Here is a 26,464-nt window from a genome sequence, read left to right as displayed (position 1 = left end):
CCAAGGATTTACTATAAGAGAGTCAATTCGACAAGTCCAAACAAAACTCCTGTTGATTGTTAAAAATAATTTAATTTTTTAATCACGAACTGTAGTTTTTTATCCGATTCTTTTGCGCATCAAATCGAGCGGTTGAACGGGTTGTGCCACGGCTAGGCGAATGCGCTGCAACGGATGGCGCGCGACCGTAAGCGCGTTGCCCTCTTCGTCCGTCATTTCGCCGACTTGCTGCTTGAATTGACGGCCTCCCGGACCGATGAATTCGACTTCCATGCCGGGACGGAACGGACTGCGTTGCTGCACGGTAGCGATGCCGGTAGCCTCGTCGTAATCGGTGACGATCGCAGCGAAGTCGTAGGGGGCCGGTTTCTCTTCCGCTTCGTAAATATGCTCCTCGGCGCCTGGAACGGTGTAGAAGAAGCCGGTGTTGAGCGGACGGTTCGCCGCTTTGCCGATTTCGTCGACCCACTCCTGGCGAAGCTCGTAATGCTCCGGATCCTCCATGTATGCATCGATAGCTTGGCGATAAGCGTTAACGACGGACGCGACGTAGTGGATGCTCTTCATGCGCCCTTCGATTTTGAAGCTATCGACGCCGGCATCGATCAAGTCCGGAACGTGCTGGATCATGCATAGGTCCTTGGAACCCATCGTGAACAAGTTTTGTCCGGCTTCAGAGACGGATTGTTCGTCCGCGTGCAAATCGTATTTCCATCGGCAAGATTGGCAGCAGCCTCCGCGATTCGAGTCGCGGTCCGTAAAGTGATTCGAGAGCACGCAACGTCCGGATACGGACGAGCACATGGCTCCGTGAATAAACACTTCCAGCTCGATTTCCACGCGGTTTTTCATCTCGCGGATTTCGTCCATCGTCGTCTCTCGGGCGAGCACGACGCGCGGCAAGCCTTCCTCTTTCCAAAACTCCACCGCTTGCCAGTTCATCGTCGACTGCTGCGTGCTAAGGTGAACCTCCAGCTTGGGAGCTGCCTTCATAGCGACTTCGACGATCGCCGGGTCAGCCGCGATAATCGCCGCGATCCCCGCTTTCTCTAGCTCGCGCAAATAATCGGCGACGCCTGCCAAGTCCTCCTGATGCGCGTAAATATTCGTAGCGACGAACACCTTTGCCCCGTATTTCGCCGCGAACTCCACGCCTTCACGCATTTCTTCGAAGCTGAAGTTGTCCGCGTTCGAGCGCAAGCCGTATTGCTGCCCTCCGATGTATACCGCGTCCGCGCCGTAATGAACCGCGAATTTCAATTTCTCTAGACTGCCGGCGGGAGCGAGCAGTTCCGGCTTAGCGAGACGCTGGCGTTTGCCGAGCCTCGATTCGCCTTCCAACGTAACTGTATGTGTCATTAGTATGGCCTCCTTCCTTAATGCGTTTTAATACACTTGCTCTTTATACAAAAATCCGAATCCGAGCTCGCGGTCCGGGTTCTGAAGCTTGCGGATGGCGTTCAGCCACTCGTCTTTGAAGCGATAAGCTCCGGGATCGTTCTGCCAAGCATCCAGGGCTGCGCGATAACTTCTAAGCGTCGTTTCATTGTATTCGTCCGATTTCAAGAGCGATTCGATGTATAAGCTGTCCACGTTCGCTTCGATCAGCTCGGGAAGCGCCTCGAGCAAGCAAATATCGTCCGGGCTCATAACGTGGGTGCCGTTGTCGTCCTCGTATACAGGGAACTTCTCGTCCGGACGCTCGGTCTCGACGAGAAATAAGCCTTTGTCCGCCCCCTTGCGAATGAGCGTCGCGTCGCGTCCGATATGCTGGATGTAGCTCTCGAGCAAATTGCGGTGGGAGTGATAGATGTTCGTCATGCCATGCACCTGTACTTGCATTTCCATCTGGATCTGGCTTCGGAAATCGGCGATTTCCGCCTCGTTCAGTTCCCTTGCAGCTACGGCGCGAACGGCTCCCCGACGTCCCCAGAACGCGGCGGCAGCCGAGTTCGTGCCGGTCATCTCGGCGTTCCAGTGCAACTGCAAATCCGGTGCATGCCGGCGAACGTTCATCAGCACGGCCGGATCGCCGAATACGATCGCGTCCGCTTGAGACTCGCTCACGATCCGCAAATATTCGGGCAAGCCGGTTAGCTCGTCGTTGCGGAACAGTTTATTTACGTTCACATAGGCTTTGGCGCCAAGACGATGCGCAACGGCGACCGCTTCGCCCAATTGCTCGGCGCGGATATCTCCGGGCTGACGCATGCCGAATTTCGATTCTCCGATAAGGACGGCGGTCGCGCCTGCCCCGATATAACGTTCGAGCTGTTCGATCGATCCTGCGGAGATCAACAGTTCGGGAATGGTCGATGTCATTTTAGTATCACCTCTGAAATCTTAGGCCCGGCACGCGTCGACTAACTCAGAGGTTAGCCGATCTTCGCATGTCCGGGCCGAGGCGCGCCGCTTTCGGGCGCGTCCGTTTTATTTTTTGTTCTTCTCGTTCTTTTCGCTGATCTGGATGTTCTTCTGATGCTGCTTATAGGTTACGGCGAACAAGTGCGTGTTCGAGCCGTCTTTCTTCGTTACGTAGTACAAGTAATCGGTCTTATCCGGATATAGCGCAGCTTCGATCGATTTGTAGCTCGGCGTCGCGATCGGACCCGGCGGTAATCCCGCGTTCAAATACGTGTTGTACGGGCTGACCACTTTCAAGTCTTCTTGCAACAGGCGTTCCTTTTGCTTGTCGAGCAAATATTGGATCGTCGCGTCGATCTGGAGCGGCATCTTCTTCCTTAGCCTGTTCTGAATAACACTCGATACGATCGGCCGTTCTTCGTCGACGACGACTTCGCGTTCAATAAGCGATGCGATCGTGAGCAACTGATGAACGGTAAGTCCGCGCTCTTCGAGCGTCGTCTGCCAATCTTCCGGCAACTGATCGAGCTTGCGATCAAGCTCGGCAAGCATCCGGTTGATGATCTCCGCTTCCGTCGCTCCCCGTTTGAACTCGTACGTATCCGGGAACAAATACCCTTCCAACGGATATCTGAGCGAGCCGTCCGACGGCAGCGTCGACGTCCATACCGAGCCTGTCCATAGCGCTGGCTGCTTCGCCGCGTCGAGGAACTTGGTTTTGTCCGAGGCTCCTGCATCGGCTAGCCTTGCGGCGATTTGCTGGACGGTAAAGCCTTCCGGAATCGTGAATTTGATCGTAGCGGCAGCAACGATCTCGCCCGCGTCGAATTTAGCCACGATCTCTTCCCGCGTCATGCCAGGCGTAAGGCGATAGACGCCAGCTTGAAAACGCGAACCCTCGTCCTTAAGCTTCATCCAACCGCTGAATAGAAAAGCGTTACGTATAAGTCCGTTCTCCTCAAGCAATTCAGCGATCTTCTGCGCGCGCATGCCCGGCGTGATCGTCACTTCGATAGGTTCGCCCGCCGCTGGCGGACGTAATCCATTCCATAAGTAGAACAGCGCTCCGGCGCCTACGGACATGACGATGCCCAGCGCGATCAGGAACGACCATAAGAGCACTTTCGGCTTTTTGGGCGGTACGTACGTCGCGTTGCGCGATGTCGCTTTAGGCGTCGGCCGATCGGCCGGCGGCTCCGATTGGCGCGGCGGCATTCCGCCGGCTAACCCGGCGGAAGCTGTCGTCGCTTCGGCAAGATGTGGCGCTTCCTCCCGCAACTGCTGCGTAAACCCTTGGAATTGGCGTGTATGCGCGTCTTCTTCCGCGTCTTGCGAGCTAGCGGCATACCGTTCGCGAAGCCGATCGCGTTCGGCTTTCAGCGTATCAATATCGTCGTTATCGTCTTTGTCGTCGTTCAAACGGTCACCGTAATACGATTTCCAGCCGTTCGATTGCGACTCATCGTCTCTGTCCACGCTCTTATGTCCCCTCCAGCAGCCCCGCGGGCACGAAAAATGTTCAAAAAGAGCGGTTGCCCGCTCTCTTTCGATTCATTCGCCCTTAAGGCTGGTCGTCACTGCCAAATTGCGCATCGTCGTAGGCTTCCGAGACCGCTTCCCATTCGTCGTCGTCTTCAACCGTCTCCAGTTGAAGGATGCCTTCGGCATCCGCAACGATCCGGAAAACTTCGATCGCGTCTTCCCCTTGCATCGCTTCGGATTGAAGGATCGCGTACGACGAGCCGTTCAAGCTCAGCTCCGCCAATATCGCGTAAACTTCGCTTTCGCCGTTCAATTCGATGCTATCTCCGAATTGCCGTTTGAGCGCTCCGCTTTCAATCACGCTTTGTCTCCTTCGGCTTCGTCGAATTCGCCGATTAACGTATTAAACGTCTCCTCGACCATATCCCACTCCGCGGGATCTTCGATCGGGAACAGTTGAATGTCGTCGTTCTCTTCCTCATAACGGAAAGCGAACACCTCTTGTTCTTCGTCTCCGTCGTCTTCCGCAGGCACGACCATAATGTATTTGCGGTCGGTCCCGTCGTCTAGCTCGAACCTCATGATGACTTCGAACGCTTCATCGTTCCCTTCGTCATCCGGGATGTAAATAATTTCGGCTTCTTCTTCGTGCAATTGGTTGTTATCAGCCATTCCGGTTTCCCTCATTTCGCTCTCGAGTCGAGATAACTTTGAAGCAATATCGCGGCGGCCATCTTATCGATGACCTGCTTGCGCTTGTTGCGGCTAACGTCGGCTTCCAGGAGCGTTCGTTCCGCCGCCACCGTCGTTAGTCGCTCATCCCATAATTGGACAGGCAAGCCTAGTTTCTGTTTCAGTTGCTCCGCGAATGCGATACAATTTTCGCCACTTGGGCCTATCGTACCGTTCATGTTCTTCGGCAATCCTACGAGCAGATTGTCGACCTCGTGCAACTTAACGAGCTCCGCGATTCGCGCGAACTCGTCTTTGACGATCTTCCTGTCTATCACTTCGGAACCCTGGGCGGTCCATCCGAAAGCATCGCTTATGGCAACCCCGATCCGCCGTTCCCCGTAATCCAATCCCATTGTTCTCATCGGTTACCGGTTCTGCTGAAGGTAGAACCGGACGAGCTCTTCGATAAGCTCGTCGCGTTCTTTCTTCCGAATCAGACTTCGCGCGTTATTGTGGCGGGGGATATAAGCTGGATCACCTGACAGCAAATACCCGACAATCTGGTTAATGGGGTGATATTCCTTCTCTTGCAAAGCATCGTGAACAGAGAATAAAATATCGCGGGACGAAACCTCTTGCGGGTCTGCTACGACATCAAACTTGACTGTCAGATCAAGATGGTTCTTATCCGCTTGACTCATATCCTGCACCTCGCTCTCATATTAACGCACAGATCGTTATTTGATCTCATCATATCATATTCTGCAGTGGACAGGAAATCACAGTCAATTGATTTGCGAGAGCACGAGCCGTTCCGCCGTTGCCAAAGCCTCGGCGAGCTTGGAAGGATCTTTGCCGCCGGCCTGCGCGAGCTCCGGCTTGCCGCCGCCTCCGCCGCCGCAAATCGCGGCGATTTCTTTGATCAGCTTGCCTGCGTGCAAACCTTGACCTACCAAGTCCGGCGTAACCGCGACGACAAGATTCACTTTGTCGCCGTCTACCGCGCCGAGAGCGAGTACCGCGGAACCGAGCTTAAGCTTCAGTTCGTCGGCCACGCCGCGCAGCGCGTCCATGCCGCCCGCGTTTACTTGAGCCGCGAGCAGCGTAACACCGCCTATCGACTTCGCTTGACCGGCGAGATCCGCCGCCTCCAAGCGGCTAAGCTTGCCTTGGAGCGACTCGTTATCGCGTTGCAGCTGACGCGTCTCCGCTTGCGCCGCTTCGATTCGCTTCGGCACGTCCGCGACGTTGCACTTCAGAAGCGATGCCGCTTGCTTGAGCACGTTCAGTTGCTCATCCAAGTAGTTGTACGCGCCTTTGCCCGTTACCGCCTCGATCCGGCGCACGCCGGATCCGACGCCGCCTTCGCTGACGAGCTTGAACAAGCCGATCTGCGACGTATTGCGCACGTGGCAGCCGCCGCACAGCTCAAGGCTGTAGTCGCCTACGCGAACGACGCGAACGACGTCGCCGTACTTTTCCCCGAATAGCGCCATGGCGCCCATAGCTTTCGCTTCGGCGATCGGCTTGAGCGTGATGTCGAGCTCGGTGCCGAGCCAGATTTGCTCGTTGACGCGACGCTCGATATCCGCCAGCTCCTCAGCCGTAATCGCGCCGAAGTGCGAGAAGTCGAAGCGCAGACGTTCAGGCCCGACGAGCGATCCCGCTTGGTTAACGTGCTCGCCTAGCACTTCCTTCAAAGCTTTGTGGAGCAAGTGCGTCGCCGTATGGTTTTTGATCGTATCGCCGCGCTCGGCAGCATTGACCGTTGCCGTGACCGTATCCCCTACGCGAAGCGCGCCGGCTGTCACGGCTACTTGATGCACGTGCTGTCCGTACGGCGCTTTGCTCAAGCCGAGTACTTCGGCAGTCATGCCGTTGCCCTTCAGCAAGCCGCGGTCGCTCACTTGGCCGCCGCTTTCGGCATAGAACGGCGTCCGATCCAATACGACTAGCACTTTTTCGTCTACGCCCGCGGCGTCTACGAATTGATTGTCGGCGACGATCGCGATGACGCGAGCTTCCGCGGACAATTGATCGTATCCGATGAATTCGCTCTTATCCGTATAATCGGCAAGAGGTCCGCCTTGCACCTTCATGCTGTCGGTTTCTTGGCGCGCCGCGCGAGCGCGTTCGCGTTGTTCTTCCATCGAAGCATCGAAGCCTTCGCGGTCGACGGTCATGCCTTGCTCGGTCGCGTAGTCTTCGGTCAGGTCGAACGGGAAGCCGTACGTGTCGTACAATTTGAACGCGTCCGGACCGGAAATCGCGTTCTTGCCTTCGGCGCGGGCTTTCGCGCACAAATCCGCCAAAATCGCCAAGCCGTCCGTCAGCGTCTCGTGGAAACGCTCTTCCTCCGTGCGGATCACTTTCTCGATAAACTCGCGCTTCTCGAGCACTTCCGGATAGTAGCCGCCCATTACTTCGCCTACGGTAGCCGTAAGCTCCCACAGGAACGGACGGTCGATGCCGAGCACTTTGCCGTAACGGACCGCGCGGCGAAGCAAGCGGCGAATGATGTAACCGCGTCCTTCGTTAGAAGGGAGAACGCCGTCTCCTACCGCGAACGTAACCATGCGCACGTGGTCGGCAATCACTTTGAACGCAATATCTTGCTCGAGGTTCTGCTTATATTTAATGCCGGAAATAGCGCTCGTGCGCTCGATATACGGCATGAACAGATCCGTATCGAAGTTCGAATCGACGTCCTGTACGATCGACGTAATGCGCTCGAGACCGGCGCCGGTATCGATGTTCTTGTTCGGTAGCGGCGTGTAGCTGCCGTCCTTGTTATGGTTGAATTGCGAGAACACGAGGTTCCATACTTCGAGGAAACGCTCGTTCTCACCGCCCGGCGTGCATTCCGGATCGGACAGATCGCCGTACTTGTCGCCGCGGTCGTAAAAAATCTCGGTACAAGGACCGCAAGGGCCTTCGCCGATATCCCAGAAGTTGTCTTGCAGCTTGTAGATTCTTTCGGCCGGCAAGCCGATCTTCTCGTTCCAGAACTTGAACGCTTCCTCGTCCTCCGGATAAACCGTGACGGACAGCTTCTCCGGCTCGAATCCGATCCACTGCGGGCTCGTCAGAAACTCCCATGCCCACGTGATGACTTCTTCCTTGAAATAATCGCCGATAGAGAAGTTTCCGAGCATCTCGAACAACGTATGATGGCGGCGCGTCTTGCCGACGTTCTCGATATCGTTCGTGCGGATGCATTTCTGGGAGTTCGCGATACGCGGATTTTCAGGTTTCACGCGCCCGTCGAAGTAAGCTTTAAGCGGCGCCATACCGGCGTTGATCCAGAGCAAGGATGGATCGTTATGCGGAACGAGCGGAGCGCTCGGCTCGATCTTGTGGCCTTTGGTGGCGAAAAACTCCAGCCATTTGGCGCGAATTTCAGCGGCTTTCATTGGTTTCATGTGAAGTGCCTCCTAATGATTCATTAAATGGGTTGCGGGGGAACAAATAAAAAAAGCCCCTGAATAAATTCAGGGACGAATGTCTTCGCGGTACCACCCTGGTTATCGCGCGAACGTGCTTGCGCGATCTCCTCGATCAGTGTTAACGGCCTTCGCCGGCGGATTTCGTCCGCGCTCCGAAACCGGCTTCCTCTACCCTTCGCAACGAAGACTTTCCCAGCCAAGCGACGTGCGACGAATCCGGCTTCCGGTTCGCGGCAGCGCGCAAGAAATCTTCTCTCTGGCGATGCGGTCTGCAAAGTACTCATGTTTCGTCAATGCTTTACGTTATGGTTAACATTTAAATTATAGTAAACGACAATCGGCGCTGTCAAACGGTTTTTCTGCGAATGTAGTAAGCGCCCAGATGCTGGACGACGACTTTCATCGCCGCGTAGAACGGTACCGCGAGAATCATGCCTATGATACCCGCCAGCTCTCCGCCGACGAGCAGGACGAGAATGATCGTAAGCGGGTGCATCTTCATGGACTTGCCCACGACTTGCGGGCTGATTACGTTGCTCTCCAGGTTTTGGCACACCGAATTGACGATAATGACCAATAGCACCATTTTCCAAGAAATCGTAGTCGCCATAAGAAGCGCAGGCAGCGCCCCGAAAAACGGACCCAGGTACGGGATAATATCGAACAGCGAGACGAACCCCGCCATGAGCAGCGGATAAGGCATCCCGATGAGCAAATACCCGATGTACGCCAGCACGCCAATGCACATCGACACGATAAATTGGCCTCTTATGTAACTGCCTAGCGCGGCATCGATATCCTTCATCAGCCTGACGGCATGCTTGCGATGATTGCGCGGCACTAGCTGCAACGCCGCCCGTTCGAACACGTCCATGTCTTTCATCATATAGAAGGCTAGGAACGGAACGATCATCGCAAGGAACAGGACATTTACGACCGCTCCGATATTGTTCAGAAAGTCCGCGATTCGCTCTTCGATTTGCTTCTCCAGCCCGTCAATCGAACGATTAATGCCGACTCGGACGCTCTCGGGGAACGAATTGACGTTGTTAAAATGGTCCACGACGTTCTGCGCGCGCATCGTCAGCTCCGGCATATGCTGGTTCAGTTCCTTCGCTTGCTCGATAAACATCGGAATGACGTTCATCAGAATAACTACGCACACCGTAATGAATACCGCGTAAATAAGCAGCACCGCCGCCGTACGAGGAACTTTGCGATTATGCAGCAAGTTCACGATCGGGTTAAGCACGTAGGAGATGATCATCGCTACGAGGAACGGCGCCAGCACCGACTTCAGAAACCCCCACACGGACAGCAGCATCGGCCTTACATGTACGAGCAATAACAAGACGAACAAAATGAGGATCGTATAGATCAGCACGGTAAAAAGACGGCTTTGGGTAAACCGATTCAACTCTCCACCCCCTGTCGAGCCGCCAGCGAGGCTTCACGCTCCCTTCCAGTATATGTACTTGTCCGTGCGTCTAAACCAGCATATACGACAATGCGCCGGCAAACTCCAATAAGGAGCGCCGGCGCATCGCTTTGATGTATGCTAGCCTATCGTTAGTTCGCGTGCACTTGAGGTACTTCCGACTCGCTGAAAAATAGGTCATCCAAGGAGCTAAGCGTACCGTCTTCTTCGACTTGGTACACCGACATTTTCTCGCCGTTCACCGTAAGCTCGATGAAACAGCTCCAGCAGTAAAATTGATGGGAACCGATTTTTCCGATGTCTTTGGAATTGCAGTTCGGGCATCTCATCATCCGTCTTCACCTGTCACTTTCCACGTATGGTCTCTCTCCAATACCCTCTCGTAAGAGGAGGGTACGATAATGGCATTCTCGCCTATCGTTACGTTCTCGGGTTGCTCCGGTAAAAATAACCGTCTGCGCCCTTCCATCACGTCCGCGAGAAAACCGTCCGTTAACTCGTATCCTATAATCTGTCTTCCCGCAGTCTCCTTGAAATAAACATCCGTTATGTCTCCGAGACGCAAACCTTCTTTAGTAAAGACCGGCATGTCCTTTAGTTGGATGATCCCGGTATGGTAAGTACGAAATAACCGCTTCTTGTCGACGATCGCGATTTCCGCGTTGTCATTGACGAATATCGCGTCAGGACCGCAGGAGACGACATCGTCCCAGCTTACGACTTTGTACGCTTTGCGAAGCCACACCCGATGATCGAGCACGATGCCGCTCAAGCTCCAAAATTCGTCGAACCGTATATCTTTGACTCTGCCGATCCTTCTACCGCTTCGCAGCAATACCGGAAGGCCGAGCACTTGTTGAATTTGGATCATTCAGTGCCCCTCGGTGATGGGCTTCTGCTATTAATTACGCAGCCGCGCCCAAATGGTTGCAGTAATTTGCGCTGCTTTTTCAGCTTCTTCGCTATTATTGCCCAATCCGAAGCTAAATCTTACAGCGGATGCAACTCTTTCTTGGGGCAAGCCCATCGCTTGCAACACATGGGAGGGCAAAAGCGAGCCCGACGTGCACGCGGATCCACCCGAAGCCGACACGCCGGCTAGGTCCAAGTTCATAAGCATGTTTTCGGAACGGATGCCGAGGAAGCTTACGTTCGCGATGTGCGGGAGTCTTTCGGCTCCTTCGCCGTTCACGACGAACGACTCGGATCCGATCAGATCCCCTAGCCGAGTTAGGAACGTCTCCCTCATCGTCTCGGCATGGCGCGAACGCAGTTCGCGATCCGACACGGCCAACTCGGCGGCTTTGGCGAAAGCCGCGATTCCCGCGACGTTCTCCGTCCCGGCTCTACGCTTGCGTTCCTGGGACCCGCCGTATAAGAGCGGCTGGAACGACGTGCCTTTGCGGGCGTACAACAATCCGACGCCTTGCGGGCCGTTGATTTTGTGAGCCGACAGGCTCAATAGATCGATCGGCAGTTCGCGAAGCTCGAGCGAGGCGTAGCCGAACGCTTGCACCGCATCGACATGCATTATAGCTTTATGCTTGCGAGCCCATTCGCCAATCGCGGCGATCGGCTGTATGGTCCCAGTCTCATTGTTGCCTGCCATAATGCTCACGACTGCCGTCGTGTCGTCGATGGCCGCTTCGGCTTCCGCGACCGAGACGCGCCCGTTGTCGTCAACGGGAAGCACGGTCAGCTTGAAGCCTTGTTTCTCCAGTTGTTTGCAGGCATGCAGTACCGCATGATGCTCGACCGCCGAAGTCACGATGCCTATTCTTCCGTTACTGCGTTGCGCCAGCGCCGCGCCGAATAAGGCGGCGTTATCGCTCTCCGTGCCGCCGCTCGTAAAGACGAGCTCCGATGCGTCGCAGCACAGATAACGCGCCAGCGTATCTCTGGCCGCCGTAATTCGTCCGCGCGCGGCGCGTCCTTGCGCGTGCAGGCTCGAAGCGTTGCCCGGACCCGCGCTGGCCGCCTCGACGTAGGCTCGAATGACGTCCTCGTGCATCGGCGTGGTGGCGGCATGGTCGTAATAGATGTAACTCAATGCCTTGCACCTTCTTCTAGATATAGAACATATAATTGTCCAATTTGCCTTCGCCTTTGAAGTGGATCAAATCCGTAAGCATCGTCGAATCCAACACTTGCGCGATGCTATCTCTTATGCGGAGCCACAAATCGCGCTTCGCCGGGTCGTCCTCTTCGGTGAAATCGACGGGACTGATCGGCCCTTCAAGTACACGGATAACGTCGCCGGCGGAAATCGATTCCGGATCCTGCGACAATACGTACCCGCCATACGCGCCGCGCACGCTTTTGACCAAACCAGCGTTACGCAGCGGAGCGATCAATTGCTCGAGGTAATGCTCGGACAGTCCGTTCTTTTCAGCAATGCTTTTCAAAGAAATCGGGCCTTCGCCGAATTTTGCCGCAAGTTCCATCATAATCGTTAAGCCGTAGCGGCCCTTCGTCGAAATTTTCAAAGTCAACACCTGCTTTCTCGCCGGAAGCACGGAATCGTGTTCGTATGCCTATCCATCCGGTAAATGGAGGGTATCCCCATATCATATCTATGTTATCACATCTACTACCTTTGTGGTCAAAAAAAAGTTGACATATTCATGTCGGGAGTGTTACGCAAGTGAGTTACTTGCGCGAATGTGCTAAACTAAGGGATAAGTTATAGCTCTTCTAGCTAAGCAATCCGTCAAGGAGTGAACGAATAGATGAACGACAATAAGTACGACAATCGATTCCCCGACCCTTCCAAGGTGCGGGTAGTCGTCGGCATGTCGGGGGGCGTCGACTCCTCGGTTACCGCGTTGCTGCTCAAAAACCAAGGCTTCGACGTCATCGGCGTATTCATGAAAAACTGGGACGACACCGACGAATTCGGCGTGTGTACCGCGGAAGAGGACGCCGAGGACGTTAGACGGGTATGCGATCAGATCGGCATCCCTTATTACACGGTAAATTTCGAGGCGGAATACAACGACAAAGTATTCGAATACTTCCTCGAGGAATATCGCCGCGGCCGCACGCCGAACCCGGATGTCATGTGCAACCGCGAAATCAAATTCGGAGAATTTTTGCAAAAGGCTCTCGATCTAGGCGCGGACGTCATCGCGACCGGCCACTACGCGCGAGTGACGCTGGAGGATGGGGAGTATCGGTTGTTGCGAGGCGTCGACAACAATAAAGACCAGACGTACTTCTTGCATGCGCTGAATCAATCCCAGCTTGCTCGGGCCATGTTCCCGATCGGTCATCTGAACAAGCCGGACGTGCGGAAGATCGCCGAGGAAGCTGGTTTGTATACGGCGAAGAAGAAAGACAGCACGGGCGTATGCTTCATCGGCGAACGGAACTTCAAGGAGTTCCTGAGTCAGTACTTGCCGGCAAAGCCCGGCAATATGGTCGACCTCGTGAGCGGCCAAGTGAAAGGCCGTCACGATGGCCTTATGTATTACACGCTCGGGCAGCGGCAAGGACTCGGCATCGGCGGATCGGGCAACGGCGAGCCGTGGTTCGTGGCGGATAAGGATTTGGCCGAGAACGTGTTGTACGTCGTGCAAGGAGACACGCACGCGAGTCTGTATTCGGTCGGCCTAACGGCGACAGGCGTAAACTGGATCAGCCCGGCAGCGCCTATCGGACCGGCGCGCTGCGTAGCGAAGTTCCGCTATCGCCAGCCGGATCAAGGCGTCACGCTGACGCCGCTTGGCGACGGGTCGTATCGCGTAGACTTCGACACGCCGCAAAAGGCGATCACGCCCGGGCAAGCCGTCGTGTTCTACGACGGGGACGTCTGCCTCGGCGGCGGCACGATCGACAAGGTACACAAGCTGGAGGCGGCCGAAGCCGGCGTTTGACCTGCCGCTTTGTTAGAACCACCCGCTCTCTGCCGCTTCGGCGTCGTGAGACGGGTGGTTTTTTTGGTATTAGGCGAGTTCCCGGGTTTTCCCGGGTATCTCGGCCTTTGACGCACCTTTGCGGGGCGAGTTCCCGGGTTTTCCCGGGTATCTCGGTCTTTGACGCATCCTCGCGGGGCGAGATTCCGGGTTTTCCCGGGGATCTCGGTCTTCAGCGCACTCTCAGCGGGCTAGTTCCCGGGTTTTCCCGGTGATCTCGGCCTTCAGCGCACTCTCAGCGGGCTAGTTCCCGGGTTTTCCCGGGGATCTTGGCCTCAATCTAGCTCAGTTGTGCCGCCAACTCAGTTAGTTTATAACGATGAGCATGTCGCGCGCTTCCGCCTACGCGGAGCAGTAGCCCCTTCGGCTCCAGTTTGCGTACCACCAAGCGTGTAGCATCCTCCTTCAATCCCAGCCACATACACACGTCCGGCAGGCCGAAAGATCCATTATGCAGCCACGCGCAGCGGATCAATTCGCGTTCGTAGACGGAAAGTTCCGTCCAGCGTACACGTGCGCCCATGACACCGAGCCCCCCGCTCCCAAACCTCCCCAGCATCTCGTAAACGGAGCGGCGGCACGCTTCCGGCCTCTTGTCCAGCTCATCCCAGCTAAATGGCATGAAACGGTAGCCTAAGTTCGTGAATGTCCGTATGCGCATGCGCTCGAAAGAGAAACGGTCGCGGGTGATCGTCTCCGCGTGCGACGCATAACCTTCGGCTTCGAATACAGCGCGCCACGCGCGATGATACGCATCCGCATAGATCTTAACGCCGGATAAGCTCGTTATTTCATATTCGAGCACCAAGTCGTCGAACGAGCCAAGCACGGGCCACAGCACTTGAAGCAGCTTCTTCGTGCCCGTCAAATCTTTGTCCAACATTTCTAAACGCATTCCTCTTGCCTCACGCTGCTGCTCCCTCAAAAACTTTGCGAAAGCTGTATCGAAGCCGTCCACCCGCACTCCTCCGCCCACTGAAAATGATTACCCACATCATATTTGCCCTATTAGCCTCGATCGGAGTTATCGTTCACAACAGAATCACCCCATCGCCCCAATGAGATATATCGTCCGCACCATAATCCCCCCACCTACTCCCCAACGAGCATTGCATTGCTGCCCAAATGAGCCACGCTTCCCGCGATCCAAAAACAAAAAAGCCGCCTGTCCCCTAAGGGAACAAGCGGCACGTACTTCGCGCAGCATATCATGCCTATATGATTAGCTAATCCGATGCATTTCTTCGTCACTGATTTCGAAGTTGTGGTAGACGTCCTGAACGTCGTCGTTGTCGTCGAACGCGTCCATCATTTTCAGCAGCTTCTCGGCGTTCTCGCCTTCCGACGCCAACGTATTCTGAGGCAACCAGCGAACGCCCGCTTCGACGAAGGCGTAACCCATCGCTTCAAGATTGGCTTTTACCGTAAGGAATTCGCTTGGAGCCGTCAAAATCTCGAAGCTCTCATCCCCCGCGATCACGTCTTCCGCTCCCGCTTCCAACGCTTCCATCATGACGCCGTCTTCGTCGCGTCCGTCGTCCTCTTCGCGAGCGACGACGAGCAACCCCTTCTCGTCGAACATATAAGCGACGCAGCCGGACTCGCCCATGTTGCCGCCGCGTTTGTTAAAGATCGAACGAACGTCGGCAGCCGTACGGTTGCGGTTATCGGTCAAACATTTGACCATGATCGCCACGCCGCCCGGGCCGTATCCTTCGTACATGATTTCTTCGTAGTCGACGCTGTCCGTTCCGCCTGATGCTTTTTTGATCGCTCTATCGATATTGTCGGCCGGCATCTGGATCGCCCTCGCGCTCGCGATGGCTGCTTTTAGGCCGTAGTTCGATTCCGGATTTGTCCCGCCTTTGCGGGCTTGTACGTAGATTTCGCGGGCTAGCTTCACGAATCGGTTGTTTTTGGCCTGGTCGGCCTTGCCTTTCCGACCGGCAAACAGCTTGAATTTTGGCATAGCGACTTACCCCCGAGAGACTTAGTATCGGTTAATAGTTTACCATTAGTTCAATCGAGCGGTCAAAACTTCGTCTATGGAAACGCGAAAGCCCCTAGCATGTGCCAGGGGCTTCGTTGCGCACTTCGTGATTATGAAAATAAGTCCTCGCTTCGCGAGACTTACAGTTTCACCACGTTGGATGCTTGAGGACCACGGTTGCCTTGCGTGATTTCGAATTCAACCGCTTGGCCTTCTTCCAATGTTTTGAAGCCGTCGCCTTGGATTGCGGAGAAGTGAACGAATACATCGTTGCCGTCTTCTACGGAGATGAAACCATAGCCTTTTTCTGCGTTAAACCACTTAACTGTTCCTCTCAAATGAAAAACCTCCTAAAATCTCGCCGTTACTCGGCGAATGAGGTAATTATAACCGAATTGGCACTAAGTTGCAATATGTCCGGCGGGTTCGCTTACCCCATTTTAACCAGGCGTAGCAAGGAACTTGGCCTTGGCGTGAACGGTAAACCGGTCGAAATTAACGTCGCTCTCGCCTTCCCCGAAACCCCATCGATTAAGCGGTCTAAATAGGAGATTTCCTCCCATTTCAAGGAAACTAATGGGTAAATTCGCAACTGTCCGCCCGGCTTCAAAACGCGGAGTATTTCATCGATCGCCGCCGCGTGAAAACGCTCGTCGAAGGAGTCGGCATATAAAAACAAGAAATGGCTGCATACGACCAGCGAGAACGTATCGTCCGCGAACGGCAAGTTGGGCAACGCCGCCGAAATATAACGTTTCCGACCGCCTTCCATGCGGAAATCCGCGGCGAACCGCTGAAGCGATTGCTCCCTTAGTTGGCGATGCTGTTCAGGCGAGCCGTAAAAGCTCCAGTCAAAAGATGCCGCATTAGCCGCTATCTTCGCGGAGGACACTTCGATCTCCTTCTCGGCGTCCGCGATTACTTGCTCGGTCACGCCCTCGTAGAACGGATCTACCGCGAACGCTTCGATCCCTAACGTACGCAAATGCGCCGTGAACGACGATGCGCCTCCCGCGACATCCAGCACGGTACCGGCGCGCAGATCGCCTTCTTCCAAGCGGAACATCGCCTCGTATTCCCGGTAAGCGCGGCACGTGGACGCTACCCCCGTCTGCGGATACGCTGGCGGAGCACCTACATCGGCACCCTTGTTAACTCCATTGTTATTCATTGCGCTCTTCTCCTCTCGGCTCGTCAAAGCTCGTCTCGAATAGCTAACTCCAATTGCTTCAATCGCGGCGCTAAGCCGGATCCAAAACAATTTATAGTAGAATCGCACAGCCCCATCCTACTGTCAACCACCTTTTTCCAGCGCTACGTTGATTTCTACGCCCATCTCTTCTATGATGAAAAAAACGGCAGACACTGCCAGGACTAGGGGAGTTACACATGTTCGCCAAACACACCGTCTACAAACACGACAATTACAATATGCTTACCGTAGAAGTACAAGGAAAGACGCTCGTCGTTCGCGAAATATCCGATCAATGGGGCGAAGAATGCCACAAATTCATTAGCCGTCCCGAGATGATGGACTGGGCGAATCGCCGCTTCCGCGCGGAGGATTTCCCGGGAGGCGAAGAAGAGCTCAAACAAACGATCGAAACGCTTCGCAACATCTAATATCGCCGACGGTCGGGGGGCAATGCTCACATGGAAGCCAACATTATTTTTATCGTTTCGTCATTCGGGCTTGCGGTCGTCCTCATCTTGATGCGCGAACGCATTCCGCAGAACATGCGACGCGGGTTAGCCCTTACCTCCATCGGGCTCGTCTTGTTCGCCTTCTTCCTGATCGTGTACAGCTTTTTCAAGGCGGGCAGCTAATACGCTATCGCTTCAATCGGAGATGCAAAGATCGAATCGCGCGGGGGCATACTGTCTCAGGTAACCATTTCCGTTAGACGGAGGTGCCCATGAGACCGTACTCCTTGTCGATCGCCGCCGCTATGGCGGCTTTCCTGTTGCTGGCCACTACGCTCCAGCACTCATCCGCTTACCCCGCGACGACCGATGCGGGAATCAACTCCCCGCAGGCCGTTCGCGAACTACCCTTAAGGAGGTCATCGAACCCTATGAGCCAAGTACCTAAACGAAGTGAAACGCCGCAGGAGCATCGTTGGAAGCTGGAAGATCTATACGCTAATCAAGCCGCATGGGACGCCGAGTACAGTAAGGTTAAGCGTATGCTCGGCGAAGTAGCCGCTTTCCAAGGCAAGTTGAACAACGCGGACGCGATCGCGAAATGTTTCACGCTCGATGACGACATCTCCTTGCTCACGGAACGCCTATACGTCTACGCGAATATGCGCCATCACGAGGATACGGCGGAATCGGCTTACCAAGCGCTGTCGGACAAGTCTAAGAAGCTTAGCGTAGAAGTAAGCGAAGCGACTTCGTTCATTACCCCGGAAATACTGAGCTTGACGGAAGCCGAGTTGACGGCACTGACGAACGCTCCCGAGCTTGCGAAGTTCAAGCGCACGCTCACCGAGATGCTCCGCCAGAAGCCGCACATCCTTTCGAAGAACGAAGAATCGTTGCTTGCGCAAGTCGGCAACGTCTCACAAGCTCCGAATACGATTTTCGGCATGCTGAACAATGCGGATCTGAAGTTCCCTAAAGTCAAAAACGAGCAAGGCGAGGAAGTCGAGCTGTCCCACGGCCGTTACATCCAGTTCCTCGAGAGCCGTAAACAAGAAGTTCGCCGCGACGCGTTCAAGGCGATGTACGATACATACGGCAAATGGAAAAACACGCTGGCCGCCACGCTTAACGCCAACGTTACGAAAAACCTGTTCTACGCCAAAGCCCGCCATTACCCGTCCGCGCTCGAGATGTCGCTGTTCGGCGATAACATCCCGCAGTCGGTATACGATAATCTGATCGGTACGATTCATGAGTTTCTGCCGCTCATGCACCGGTACATGGACCTTCGCAAAAAGCTGCTTAAGCTAGACGAGCTTCATATGTACGATCTGTTCGCCCCGCTCGTCGATGAGTTCGACATGGAAATCTCGTACGAAGACGCGAAGAAGAAAGTATACGATAGCTTGGCGCCGCTTGGCGACGACTACCGCAAAGTGCTTCAGGAAGGCTTCGATAAAGGCTGGATCGACATCTACGAGAACGAAGGCAAACGCAGCGGCGCGTACAGCTGGGGCGCGTTCGGCACCCATCCTTACGTGCTTCTGAACCACAAGGACAACCTGAACAGCATGTTCACGCTCGCGCACGAGATGGGCCACGCCCTGCATTCGTACTACTCGGACAACAACCAGGAATACCGCGATGCGCAATATACGATATTTTTGGCGGAAGTCGCATCGACGCTGAACGAAGCGCTCCTCATGCACGACATGCTGGAAAAGGCGACCGATCCGAAGGAAAAAATGTACCTGCTGACGTACTACGCCGACCAATTCCGGACGACCGTGTTCCGTCAGACGATGTTCGCGGAATTCGAGAAAATCATTCACGCGAAAGCCGAAGACGGCGAGGCGCTTACTCCGCAGGAGTTCAGCAAAATCTATTACGACCTGAACGTGCAGTATTACGGCAAAGGCATGGTCGTGGACAAAGATATCGAGATGGAATGGGCGCGCATTCCCCACTTCTATACGAGCTTCTACGTCTACAAGTACGCGACGGGCTTCTCCGCCGCGACGAGCTTCGCCAAACAAATTCTCGACGAAGGCAAACCGGCCGTCGACCGCTATCTCGGCTTCCTTAAGAGCGGCGGCAGCGACTACTCGATCAACATCCTGAAGAAAGCCGGTGTAGACATGTCGTCTCCAGAGCCGATTCGCCAAGCGATGAGCGTGTTCGAGGGTCTGATCGAGCAAATGGAGCAACTCACGTCGAAATAAGCAAATATATAGCTTTGCATGGAGAAGGGAACCCACCATGGAAATTACGCTGGAACAGTTGAAATACCCGATCGGAAAATTCGTTAAGCCGGATAGCTTGACCGACACCGAACGCGCGGGGATGATCGACTCGCTCGCATCGGTACCCGCGAAGCTGAAGCAAGCGGTCGAAGGTCTGTCGGACGAACAGCTCGACACGCCTTATCGCCCTGAAGGTTGGACGGTGCGTCAAGTCGTTCACCATGTAGCCGACGCTTCGATCAATCAATTTACCCGATTCAAGCTCGCATTGACCGAAGACAATCCGACGATCAAAGCGTTCGAGGAGGAGCTGTGGGCGGCAATGGTCGATTCGACGATTCCGATCGCCTCCTCGCTGTCTTTGCTGGACGGCTTGTATGTTCGGTGGGACGCCATTTTGCGCGGGATGTCCGCGAGCGACTTCGGCAGAACGTTCCTGCATCCCGTATACGGCCCGATGAGCTTGAATACGGCGTTCGCGATGTACGTATGGCACGGCAACCACCATATCGCCCATATTACGTCGCTTCGCGAGCGGATGGGCTGGCAAGCTCGAAATTAACGTATCTATGAAGCACACAAAAAGCGGTCAGGACTTTAAGTCCAGACCGTTTTTTGCATACTCTCCTACAACTCGCCAAGCCTCCAGCCGATCCTCTAACCCCCGATACTTCGGCGTCGGAATCGGACTCGTCGATGGAAGCTTCAAGATGCGCCTTCGCGCGACTTCCGGATGGTCCCCGTAATGCTTCAACAACTCCGTATAAGACTTCGTCCCGTTGCAGGCTAGCGTATCGACGTTCAGATAAGCCTCGAGCAAACCGGGAATATCGTTCGGCACTACTTGTTTGATATCGCTATCCAAGCTGCCGGGTCTGTCGCATGACGCGATGACGTCCCACAATGCGACCCCGTGCTTGCGCGCGAAAGCAATCCTTTCCTCGTAAACCGGGTCCGGCTCGCGTCCCTCGAATACGGCGTACAAGAGCCGCCACATGTAATTGCGTTCGTTGCCGTAATATTGGTGAGCCTTCAACGAGGCAACCCCGGGCATGCTGCCAAGTACGAGAACGCGCGATCGTTCGTCGATAATCGGCGGAAAGCTATGCACGCGCATGACGATCTACCTCCGCTTTAACTCAGGTGCCTCTATTATAAACGCAAAAAGCGTCCATTCCCAAATTGGGAACGAACGCCGTTCGAACATTAGCCTTTGACGCTGCCTGCCGTCAAGCCTTCGATAATTTGCTTCTGCAGCACCGCATACATTACGATGACTGGCGTGACGCTGAACACGATGCCCGTACTGATGAGCGCGTAGTTCGTCTGGTAAGCGTCGCGGAATCCGACCATCCCGGTCGGCAACGTGCGGAGCGCGTCTTTGCTGATGAAGAAGTTCGCCAGCAAGTATTCGTTCCAGTTGCCCAGGAAGTTGATAATGAACACGGTGACGAGCGCGGGAACCGTCAATGGCAAAATGATGCGGGCGAACAATCCCGCTGCGCTCAGCCCGTCCATGATGGCCGCCTCCTCCAGTTCGCTCGGAATCGACTTCATGAACGCCGAGATGAGCAATACGCTGAACGGTAGCGCGCCTGCCGTATAGGGCAGGAACAAAGACCAATGGGTATTCAAAATGTGCAGGTCCATCATCAGCTTGTATTGCGCAATGAACAACACGTTGCCTGGGATGAGCATCCCGATCAGCACCAGCCCGTACACCGCCTTGCTCGTAACGCGGAACTTCATGCGAGTCAGTGCGAACGCCGTTCCGGCCGCCACGAGCACGCCGACGACAGCGGAAGATAACGCCAAGTACGCGCTATTGAAGAAATACTTGCCGATTTTCGCTTGCACCCAAGCGTCCGAGTAGTTTTGGAAAAACAGCTTTTTCGGGAACGCGAACGGCGCTTGCGAGATTTCGACGTTGTCTGCCTTCAGAGACGAGAACAGTACGAATACGAACGGGAACAAAATAATCGCGACATAAATTAGCAGCACGATATGGGGTATCGATTTCTTCAGCGATTTCGTCAGCGTCATCAGTATTCAATCCTTTCCGTCTTCCAGAAGGTGAGCTGATAGATCGCCGTCAACACGAGCGCGAACGCGAAAATAATGATGGCTAGCGACGTGCCGTAGCCGTACTCGCCGTATTTCATCGCTTTATTGACCATGTAGGAAGCCATAACCTCGGTCGAGCCGTATGGGCCGCCGTTCGTCATGACGAGGACGATGTCGACGACGCGCATCGCTCCGGCGATGGAAAGCATAACGACTACGGATACGATTGGCTTGATGAGCGGCACGGTCAAATACCATGCGCGCTGCGTCGCGTTCGCGCCGTCGATCTCCGCGGCCTCGTCGATATCTTTGGGAATCGCGAGAATCGCGGCCAAAATCAATACAATATAGAAGCCGACCCACTGCCAGGCGTTCGTCAGCAAAATCGCGATCATGGCCCAAGGAGACTCGGCGAGCCAATAGATCGGATCGATTCCAAACCAGCCTAGGAAATCGGAGATCGGTCCAATGTCCGGATCATAGATGAAGCTCCACAAAATCCCGATTACGGATGTGGACAATACGGACGGCATGAACACCGTCGTCTTGTAGAAGCCTTTAAGACGTTTCACGTTACTGATCAAAAGCGCGAAAATAATGATGATCGGCACCTGTATGCCCACGGAGAACAGGATGAAATACATGTTGTTCCAGATCGAATCGCGGAAGTTTTGGTCGTCGAATGCGCGTTTGAAGTTGTCGAAGCCGACGAAATGCGTCGCGTCCAAGCCGGAGTAATCCGTGAACGCGTAATAGACGGACGAGAACATCGGATAGAGGAAAAATAAACCGTATAGCGCAAGCGTTGGAATTATGAACATTAAGTATACAGCGGGATTTTTAAGTGTGTTTTTCATAGATCCTCCCCACTACTTGGAGAAGAAGGCACCACTCGCAGGCGGGTGGTGCCTCCTTGTCGGAATGCTAGCTTATTTCGTTTTCGCGTTTTCTTGATCTTGCAGCTTTTGGATCGCGTCGCCTACTTCTTGAGCGGACGCTTTGTTGCCGATCAGCTTTTGCAGTTGAAGCTCGGTTTCGCTATATACCGATTTTTGAGCGATCGCATCGAAGTGAACGAACGTGGAACCCGCTGCTTTCATGACGTCAAGCACTTGTTTCACGACTGGATCCGTAACTTTAGCAAGCGATTCGTCGGACAGCTTCATGGAAGGAAGCACGCCGTCTTCGAGCAAGCCGCGAAGCTGCATTTCGTCGCTGTACAAGTTTTTAATGAAGGATTTAACCGCTGCCAGCTCTTGATCGTTCAGATCGGAAGAGAAGCCGTAGCCATTAGAATAGTTAGCGTTCAGGGACGTTTGGTCGCCTGCCGCGTTAGGCAATGCCGGCAATGCTACGAAGCCTACTTTGCCAGCCATGTTAGCCGCTACAGCTCCTTCTTTGAAGGCGGAAGAGCGCCAGCTGCCGTCGAACATCATGCCTGCTTTGCCTGCAGCGAATTCGTTAAGCATATCATCGTAGGATTTGCCAAGCTCGCCTTTAGTGAAGTAGCCTTTTTTGACCCAGTCGCCGTACAGGTTATAAGCCGTTACGACTTCCGGTTGATTCCATTTCACTTCGCCGGTTACGATGCCGTTCGGGAAGCCGTTCGTGTAGCGACCGATGATCGTGTTAACGAACATGTTCGGTACCCATGCCGCTTGGGAGCCCATTGCGAATGGCGTGATGCCTTTAGCCTTCAGCGTGTCTGCAGCTTTGACCAGGTCATCCCAAGTCGTAGGCGCGTTCAGGCCGTTTTGCGAGAACAGCTCGGTGTTGTAGAATACGCCTTCTACGGAACCGCCGATCGGCAAGCCGTAGATTTTTCCGTCGAGCGTGAATTGGCCGAATACGTTCAGGAACTTGTCTTTAATGCCCAGTTCGTCAAGGATCGGCGTCAGATCGAGCAAGCGACCTGCTTTTGCGTATTTCAGGGCGTCGGCGTTACCGCCGAACAAGTCGAAAATTTTAGGTTGGTTACCGGCTGCCATCTCGGCAGGCAGCTTCGTGAAGCGGTTAGCTGCGTCTTCGATGCCGTCTAACTCGAATTTCAGGCCTGGCACTTCTGCTTCCGTGCGTTTAACGACTTCGTCCAAGATCGCTTTGCGGAACTTCTGTGCATCGCCGATTTGAATGTGGCGGAGCGAGACCGTGAACGGCTCTGCATCTTGGCTAGGTTCAGCGGATGGAGAAGCGGAGTCGCTTGCAGTCGGAGCGCTAGAAGATGCAGCCGGGGACGGCTCGTTGTTATCGTTCTTGCCGCAAGCTGCCAAGAAAGTCGACATGGCCAGGACCATAGTCAAGGCGATTTTGAAATTATTTTTCACGCGGTAGACCTCCCAAATGTTTTGGTGTTTTTGTTGGTTACACCCTTATTGTAAAAGCAAAACCGGACGGCGTAAGGGAGTCAAACGGCTAAAGTAGGGATAAGATCATCTTGCGCCAAGTGCGTTTTTTCGACACGATTCGACCATTTTCGACTGTAATAACCACAAAACAAAGTCAATATTACAGGTTATGCCTATTGCTAAAACTAATTACATTAGTTATTATGATAATAAGATTAGTAAATAGGGAGCGATGTTACGATGAGAATTATCGAATGGGGTGCGGTCAAACAATTGCAATTCATGCCGCGATTTTTTCCGATGAACGCCTATCTCGTGGAAGATGCCGACGGATTGACTTTGATCGATGCTTGCATGCCGCCTATGGCCAAAGCTATTGCCTCAGCTATTGAACGGACCGGATTGCCCCTTAACCGCATTGTTCTCACGCACGCTCACGCGGATCATATCGGAGCCGTCCCTGCCTTGAAGATCAAGTACCCTAACGCACGGATCGGCATATCGCGACGCGACGCCGCCCTGCTTAACGGGGATAAGTCCCTGTTGCCAGGAGAACCGCAATCCGCCGTACGCGGCGGCGTTCCGAAAAAAGCGCCCTTCTCGCCTGATTTCCTATTCGACGATAACGATCGCATCGGTTCCCTCGTCGCAGTCGCTTCGCCGGGTCATACGCCTGGCCACATGGCTTTCTTGGATACGAGCACGAATACGCTTATCGCCGGCGATGCATTCCAGACGAAAGGCGGCTTGGCCGTATCGGGTCATATGAAGCTTAGCTTCCCCTTCCCCGCGCTGGCGACTTGGCATGCGCAGACGGCCATCGAGAGCGCCCGCAAGTTAATGGAGCTGCAGCCCAATCGCCTAGCCGTCGGACACGGAGCTGCGATCGAACGCCCCGTATCTGCCATTAACGAAGCGATAATCGCTGCAGAGCGATACTTGGGGAGGAAGGCTGCACGATGAGAGCAGGCATTAAACCGGAGTCCGTCGTAGCGGCCGCAGCCGACATCGCGGACCGCAACGGCTGGAGCGACGTAACTCCGTCCAACGTGGCGGGTCTATTGGGCATTAAGACTCCTTCCTTGTACAATCATATCTCAGGTTTGGACGACTTGCGAAACAAGCTTGCCGTTCACGCAGCCGACATGCTCCTGGATCGGCTCATCCACGCCGCGGTCGGTCAAACGGGAAGAGCGGCGTTCATAGCGATCGGCAAAGCGTACGTTCAGTTCGTGAGAGAGCATCCCGGCATGTACGAGGCTACTTATCGGATCGGCATGCCCAGGCCGCCTGAATTCGAGAAAATCGCGCAGGATATGCTGCATCTGCTCTATCGCTTGCTGGAGCCCTTCCGGTTATCCGACGAAGATAGCGTTCACGCCGTTCGCGGGTTGCGCAGCTTGCTTCATGGATTCGCTTCCCTCGAAGCGGCCGGAGGCTTCCAGATGAACGTGGACAAAGACGCAAGCTTAACCATTATTATCAGCCATTATATGGATGGTTTCCAATCCTAATCATGTCATCGACGGACCATGCGTTTAAGCCGCGTTCCAAGCGGATTTACGCATGGTTTTTGATTTCCCGCCTCGATTAGGAAGGATTCGACAATTTTCTCGCGAATAAAGGTAGGGTGGCACGATGAATGAGTGGAGTGATTTCCCGCATGGTTAGAAAAGAATTGTCCCCCGAAGAGTTGCTTAAAATAATTTTCGAATATACGGCCAAAATCGCCGGCGAGAGCAGCTTGAACGCCGTTCTCGTCCTTATGGCGAACATGGGCAGAGAGATGATTCTCTCCGATCGGTGTGCCGTCTGGCTGATCGACGACGTCCGTAAAGAGCTGTACACGACGGTGGCGCACGGCGTCAAAGAAATTCGCGTCCCTTACGGAACGGGCTTCGTCGGCTCCTCGATCGTGAACGGCGAGCCGCTGATCATTAAGGATGCGTATAACGATCCTAGGCACAACGCCGACAACGACATTAGAACGGGGTACCATACGAAGTCGGTTATTACGGTGCCTTTCACCAACAACGACGGCGAAATTATCGGAGCCTACCAGGCGATCAACAAAATGACGGATGTCGACTACTTCACGACCCGCGATTTGGAGCTACTGTCGCTCGCTGCATCTTATGCGGGCAAGTCTCTCGAGTCGGTCATGCTGCACCAAGAAATCATCGATACGCAGCGCGAAATCATATCGACGATGGGCGAAGTCGGCGAAATCCGTTCCAAAGAAACGGGCAACCACGTTAAACGCGTCGCCGAGTATTCTTACGTGCTCGCGCTCGGTATGGGCATGGACATTAGCGAAGCCGAGCTGCTTCGTACCGTTTCGCCGATGCACGACATCGGCAAAGTCGCGATTCCGGACGCCGTGCTGAACAAACCCGGCAAACTAACCGAGGAAGAATACGATATCATCAAGTCGCATACGAAGATCGGCCATCAGTTGCTACGCGGATCGAGGCGCGAATTGCTGCGCACCGCGGCGATCGTCGCGGAGCAGCACCACGAAAAGTGGGACGGCAACGGATACCCGTCGGGACGTAAAGGCGAGGAAATCCATATTTACGGTCGCATTACCGCAGTCGCCGACGTATTCGACGCACTCAGCGCAGAGCGCGTCTATAAGCCGGCATGGCCGATCGAGAAGATCGAGAACCTGTTCCGCGAGGAACGTGGACGTCACTTCGATCCGGCGGTCATCGACGTCTTCTTCCAAGAGTTGCCTCTGCTTCTCGAAATCCGCGAACGGCTAACGGATACGGCGGAGCATTAGATCGTACTAGAGTAAAGGGCTGAGATTATCAGCCCCTCCTCATCAAACCGTACGTGAGGTTTTCCCTCATA

At 54.5% G+C, this 26,464-nt stretch carries 30 protein-coding genes; 8 read left to right on the top strand and 22 right to left on the bottom strand.

What is annotated here, in order from left to right; all coding sequences use genetic code 11:
* Window positions 1-99: 99 nt before the first annotated feature.
* The 14 genes from ACFPQ4_RS21510 to cymR form a co-directional block, all read right to left on the bottom strand.
* Window positions 100-1,359, bottom strand: coding sequence for a peptidase U32 family protein (locus ACFPQ4_RS21510; protein WP_378113972.1), 1,260 nt, complete (start codon window positions 1,357-1,359; stop codon window positions 100-102).
* 27 nt (window positions 1,360-1,386) lie between these two features.
* Complete coding sequence (locus tag ACFPQ4_RS21505) at window positions 1,387-2,322, bottom strand: peptidase U32 family protein (protein ID WP_378113971.1); 936 nt, start codon at window positions 2,320-2,322, stop codon at window positions 1,387-1,389.
* A gap of 108 nt (window positions 2,323-2,430) precedes the next feature.
* Window positions 2,431-3,840: an endolytic transglycosylase MltG gene (mltG, locus tag ACFPQ4_RS21500; protein ID WP_378113970.1), complete on the bottom strand. Its 1,410-nt coding sequence runs from the start codon at window positions 3,838-3,840 to the stop codon at window positions 2,431-2,433.
* An 85-nt stretch (window positions 3,841-3,925) separates the two neighbouring features.
* Window positions 3,926-4,207: a DUF1292 domain-containing protein gene (locus tag ACFPQ4_RS21495; protein ID WP_378113969.1), complete on the bottom strand. Its 282-nt coding sequence runs from the start codon at window positions 4,205-4,207 to the stop codon at window positions 3,926-3,928.
* Complete coding sequence (locus ACFPQ4_RS21490; protein ID WP_378113968.1) at window positions 4,204-4,518, bottom strand: DUF1292 domain-containing protein; 315 nt, start codon at window positions 4,516-4,518, stop codon at window positions 4,204-4,206. Before ACFPQ4_RS21490 ends, ACFPQ4_RS21495 begins: the two co-directional genes overlap by 4 nt.
* An 11-nt stretch (window positions 4,519-4,529) precedes the next feature.
* Window positions 4,530-4,943, bottom strand: coding sequence for a Holliday junction resolvase RuvX (gene ruvX, locus ACFPQ4_RS21485; RefSeq protein WP_378113967.1), 414 nt, complete (start codon window positions 4,941-4,943; stop codon window positions 4,530-4,532).
* Between the two features lie 3 nt (window positions 4,944-4,946).
* A complete protein-coding gene (locus ACFPQ4_RS21480) occupies window positions 4,947-5,222 on the bottom strand; it encodes an IreB family regulatory phosphoprotein (RefSeq protein WP_378113966.1) in 276 nt (91 codons plus the stop codon).
* Between the two features lie 84 nt (window positions 5,223-5,306).
* Window positions 5,307-7,934, bottom strand: coding sequence for an alanine--tRNA ligase (alaS, locus tag ACFPQ4_RS21475; RefSeq protein ID WP_378114507.1), 2,628 nt, complete (start codon window positions 7,932-7,934; stop codon window positions 5,307-5,309).
* A 151-nt stretch (window positions 7,935-8,085) separates the two neighbouring features.
* The gene (locus ACFPQ4_RS21470) at window positions 8,086-8,211 is read right to left on the bottom strand and encodes a hypothetical protein (protein WP_378113965.1); all 126 of its coding nucleotides are present in this window, start codon (window positions 8,209-8,211) and stop codon (window positions 8,086-8,088) included.
* A gap of 102 nt (window positions 8,212-8,313) precedes the next feature.
* On the bottom strand, window positions 8,314-9,384 hold the full coding sequence (locus ACFPQ4_RS21465) for an AI-2E family transporter (protein ID WP_378113964.1): 1,071 nt from the start codon (window positions 9,382-9,384) through the stop codon (window positions 8,314-8,316).
* A gap of 152 nt (window positions 9,385-9,536) precedes the next feature.
* Complete coding sequence (locus tag ACFPQ4_RS21460; protein WP_035119714.1) at window positions 9,537-9,737, bottom strand: hypothetical protein; 201 nt, start codon at window positions 9,735-9,737, stop codon at window positions 9,537-9,539.
* Window positions 9,734-10,276 carry a PRC-barrel domain-containing protein gene (locus ACFPQ4_RS21455; protein ID WP_378113963.1) on the bottom strand — a complete coding sequence of 181 codons (543 nt, stop codon included), beginning with the start codon at window positions 10,274-10,276 and terminating at the stop codon, window positions 9,734-9,736. The genes ACFPQ4_RS21460 and ACFPQ4_RS21455 overlap by 4 nt, the downstream gene beginning before the upstream one ends.
* 30 nt (window positions 10,277-10,306) lie before the next feature.
* Window positions 10,307-11,455, bottom strand: coding sequence for a cysteine desulfurase family protein (locus ACFPQ4_RS21450; protein WP_378113962.1), 1,149 nt, complete (start codon window positions 11,453-11,455; stop codon window positions 10,307-10,309).
* 16 nt (window positions 11,456-11,471) lie between these two features.
* Window positions 11,472-11,891: a cysteine metabolism transcriptional regulator CymR gene (gene cymR, locus ACFPQ4_RS21445; RefSeq protein ID WP_378113960.1), complete on the bottom strand. Its 420-nt coding sequence runs from the start codon at window positions 11,889-11,891 to the stop codon at window positions 11,472-11,474.
* Between the two features lie 243 nt (window positions 11,892-12,134).
* Here cymR and mnmA point away from each other — a divergent pair, with 243 nt between their 5' ends.
* Window positions 12,135-13,280, top strand: a complete 1,146-nt coding sequence (gene mnmA, locus ACFPQ4_RS21440; RefSeq protein ID WP_378113959.1) for a tRNA 2-thiouridine(34) synthase MnmA — start codon at window positions 12,135-12,137, stop codon at window positions 13,278-13,280.
* A 319-nt stretch (window positions 13,281-13,599) separates the two neighbouring features.
* On the opposite strand, the gene ACFPQ4_RS21435 is transcribed toward mnmA, so the two are convergent.
* The 4 genes from ACFPQ4_RS21435 to ACFPQ4_RS21420 form a co-directional block, all read right to left on the bottom strand.
* Window positions 13,600-14,214 (bottom strand): hypothetical protein, encoded by a 615-nt coding sequence (locus tag ACFPQ4_RS21435; RefSeq protein ID WP_378113958.1) that lies wholly within the window; start codon window positions 14,212-14,214, stop codon window positions 13,600-13,602.
* 327 nt (window positions 14,215-14,541) lie between these two features.
* Window positions 14,542-15,288, bottom strand: a complete 747-nt coding sequence (locus ACFPQ4_RS21430; RefSeq protein ID WP_378113957.1) for a YebC/PmpR family DNA-binding transcriptional regulator — start codon at window positions 15,286-15,288, stop codon at window positions 14,542-14,544.
* A 161-nt stretch (window positions 15,289-15,449) separates the two neighbouring features.
* Window positions 15,450-15,647 (bottom strand): cold shock domain-containing protein, encoded by a 198-nt coding sequence (locus ACFPQ4_RS21425; RefSeq protein ID WP_027088130.1) that lies wholly within the window; start codon window positions 15,645-15,647, stop codon window positions 15,450-15,452.
* Window positions 15,648-15,739: 92 nt separating this feature from the next.
* Window positions 15,740-16,480 (bottom strand): class I SAM-dependent methyltransferase, encoded by a 741-nt coding sequence (locus ACFPQ4_RS21420; RefSeq protein ID WP_378113956.1) that lies wholly within the window; start codon window positions 16,478-16,480, stop codon window positions 15,740-15,742.
* 218 nt (window positions 16,481-16,698) lie between these two features.
* Here ACFPQ4_RS21420 and ACFPQ4_RS21415 point away from each other — a divergent pair, with 218 nt between their 5' ends.
* The 4 genes from ACFPQ4_RS21415 (at window position 16,699) to ACFPQ4_RS21400 (ending at window position 19,761) form a co-directional block, all read left to right on the top strand.
* Window positions 16,699-16,932, top strand: coding sequence for a hypothetical protein (locus tag ACFPQ4_RS21415; protein ID WP_378113955.1), 234 nt, complete (start codon window positions 16,699-16,701; stop codon window positions 16,930-16,932).
* Between the two features lie 30 nt (window positions 16,933-16,962).
* A complete protein-coding gene (locus ACFPQ4_RS21410) occupies window positions 16,963-17,136 on the top strand; it encodes a hypothetical protein (protein WP_378113954.1) in 174 nt (57 codons plus the stop codon).
* A 248-nt stretch (window positions 17,137-17,384) separates the two neighbouring features.
* Entirely contained in the window at window positions 17,385-19,178 is a 1,794-nt protein-coding gene (gene pepF / locus ACFPQ4_RS21405) for an oligoendopeptidase F (RefSeq protein WP_378114506.1), read from the top strand.
* Between the two features lie 37 nt (window positions 19,179-19,215).
* Window positions 19,216-19,761 (top strand): YfiT family bacillithiol transferase, encoded by a 546-nt coding sequence (locus tag ACFPQ4_RS21400; RefSeq protein WP_378113953.1) that lies wholly within the window; start codon window positions 19,216-19,218, stop codon window positions 19,759-19,761.
* Window positions 19,762-19,788: 27 nt separating this feature from the next.
* On the opposite strand, the gene ACFPQ4_RS21395 is transcribed toward ACFPQ4_RS21400, so the two are convergent.
* From ACFPQ4_RS21395 to ACFPQ4_RS21380, 4 genes are all read right to left on the bottom strand, one after another.
* A complete protein-coding gene (locus ACFPQ4_RS21395; RefSeq protein ID WP_378113952.1) occupies window positions 19,789-20,316 on the bottom strand; it encodes a DNA-deoxyinosine glycosylase in 528 nt (175 codons plus the stop codon).
* 89 nt (window positions 20,317-20,405) lie between these two features.
* Window positions 20,406-21,242 carry a carbohydrate ABC transporter permease gene (locus ACFPQ4_RS21390; RefSeq protein ID WP_378113951.1) on the bottom strand — a complete coding sequence of 279 codons (837 nt, stop codon included), beginning with the start codon at window positions 21,240-21,242 and terminating at the stop codon, window positions 20,406-20,408.
* The gene (locus ACFPQ4_RS21385) at window positions 21,242-22,120 is read right to left on the bottom strand and encodes a carbohydrate ABC transporter permease (protein WP_378113950.1); all 879 of its coding nucleotides are present in this window, start codon (window positions 22,118-22,120) and stop codon (window positions 21,242-21,244) included. Before ACFPQ4_RS21385 ends, ACFPQ4_RS21390 begins: the two co-directional genes overlap by 1 nt.
* Window positions 22,121-22,192: 72 nt before the next feature.
* The gene (locus ACFPQ4_RS21380) at window positions 22,193-23,587 is read right to left on the bottom strand and encodes an extracellular solute-binding protein (protein WP_378113949.1); all 1,395 of its coding nucleotides are present in this window, start codon (window positions 23,585-23,587) and stop codon (window positions 22,193-22,195) included.
* A gap of 261 nt (window positions 23,588-23,848) precedes the next feature.
* Between ACFPQ4_RS21380 and ACFPQ4_RS21375 the strand changes: the two genes are divergently transcribed.
* The 3 genes from ACFPQ4_RS21375 to ACFPQ4_RS21365 all read left to right on the top strand — a co-directional run bounded on the left by ACFPQ4_RS21375 (window position 23,849) and on the right by ACFPQ4_RS21365 (window position 26,393).
* Window positions 23,849-24,571: an MBL fold metallo-hydrolase gene (locus tag ACFPQ4_RS21375; protein ID WP_378113948.1), complete on the top strand. Its 723-nt coding sequence runs from the start codon at window positions 23,849-23,851 to the stop codon at window positions 24,569-24,571.
* Window positions 24,568-25,122 (top strand): TetR-like C-terminal domain-containing protein, encoded by a 555-nt coding sequence (locus tag ACFPQ4_RS21370; RefSeq protein WP_378113947.1) that lies wholly within the window; start codon window positions 24,568-24,570, stop codon window positions 25,120-25,122. Before ACFPQ4_RS21375 ends, ACFPQ4_RS21370 begins: the two co-directional genes overlap by 4 nt.
* 128 nt (window positions 25,123-25,250) lie before the next feature.
* The gene (locus ACFPQ4_RS21365; RefSeq protein ID WP_378113946.1) at window positions 25,251-26,393 is read left to right on the top strand and encodes an HD domain-containing phosphohydrolase; all 1,143 of its coding nucleotides are present in this window, start codon (window positions 25,251-25,253) and stop codon (window positions 26,391-26,393) included.
* The last annotated feature ends 71 nt before the right edge of the window (window positions 26,394-26,464 follow it).

It is taken from the genome of Cohnella yongneupensis, from assembly GCF_042655785.1.
Classification (GTDB): domain Bacteria; phylum Bacillota; class Bacilli; order Paenibacillales; family Paenibacillaceae; genus Cohnella; species Cohnella yongneupensis.
The sequence above is the reverse complement of the archived record's forward strand: the minus strand, read 5'-3'. Positions and strand labels throughout refer to the sequence as shown.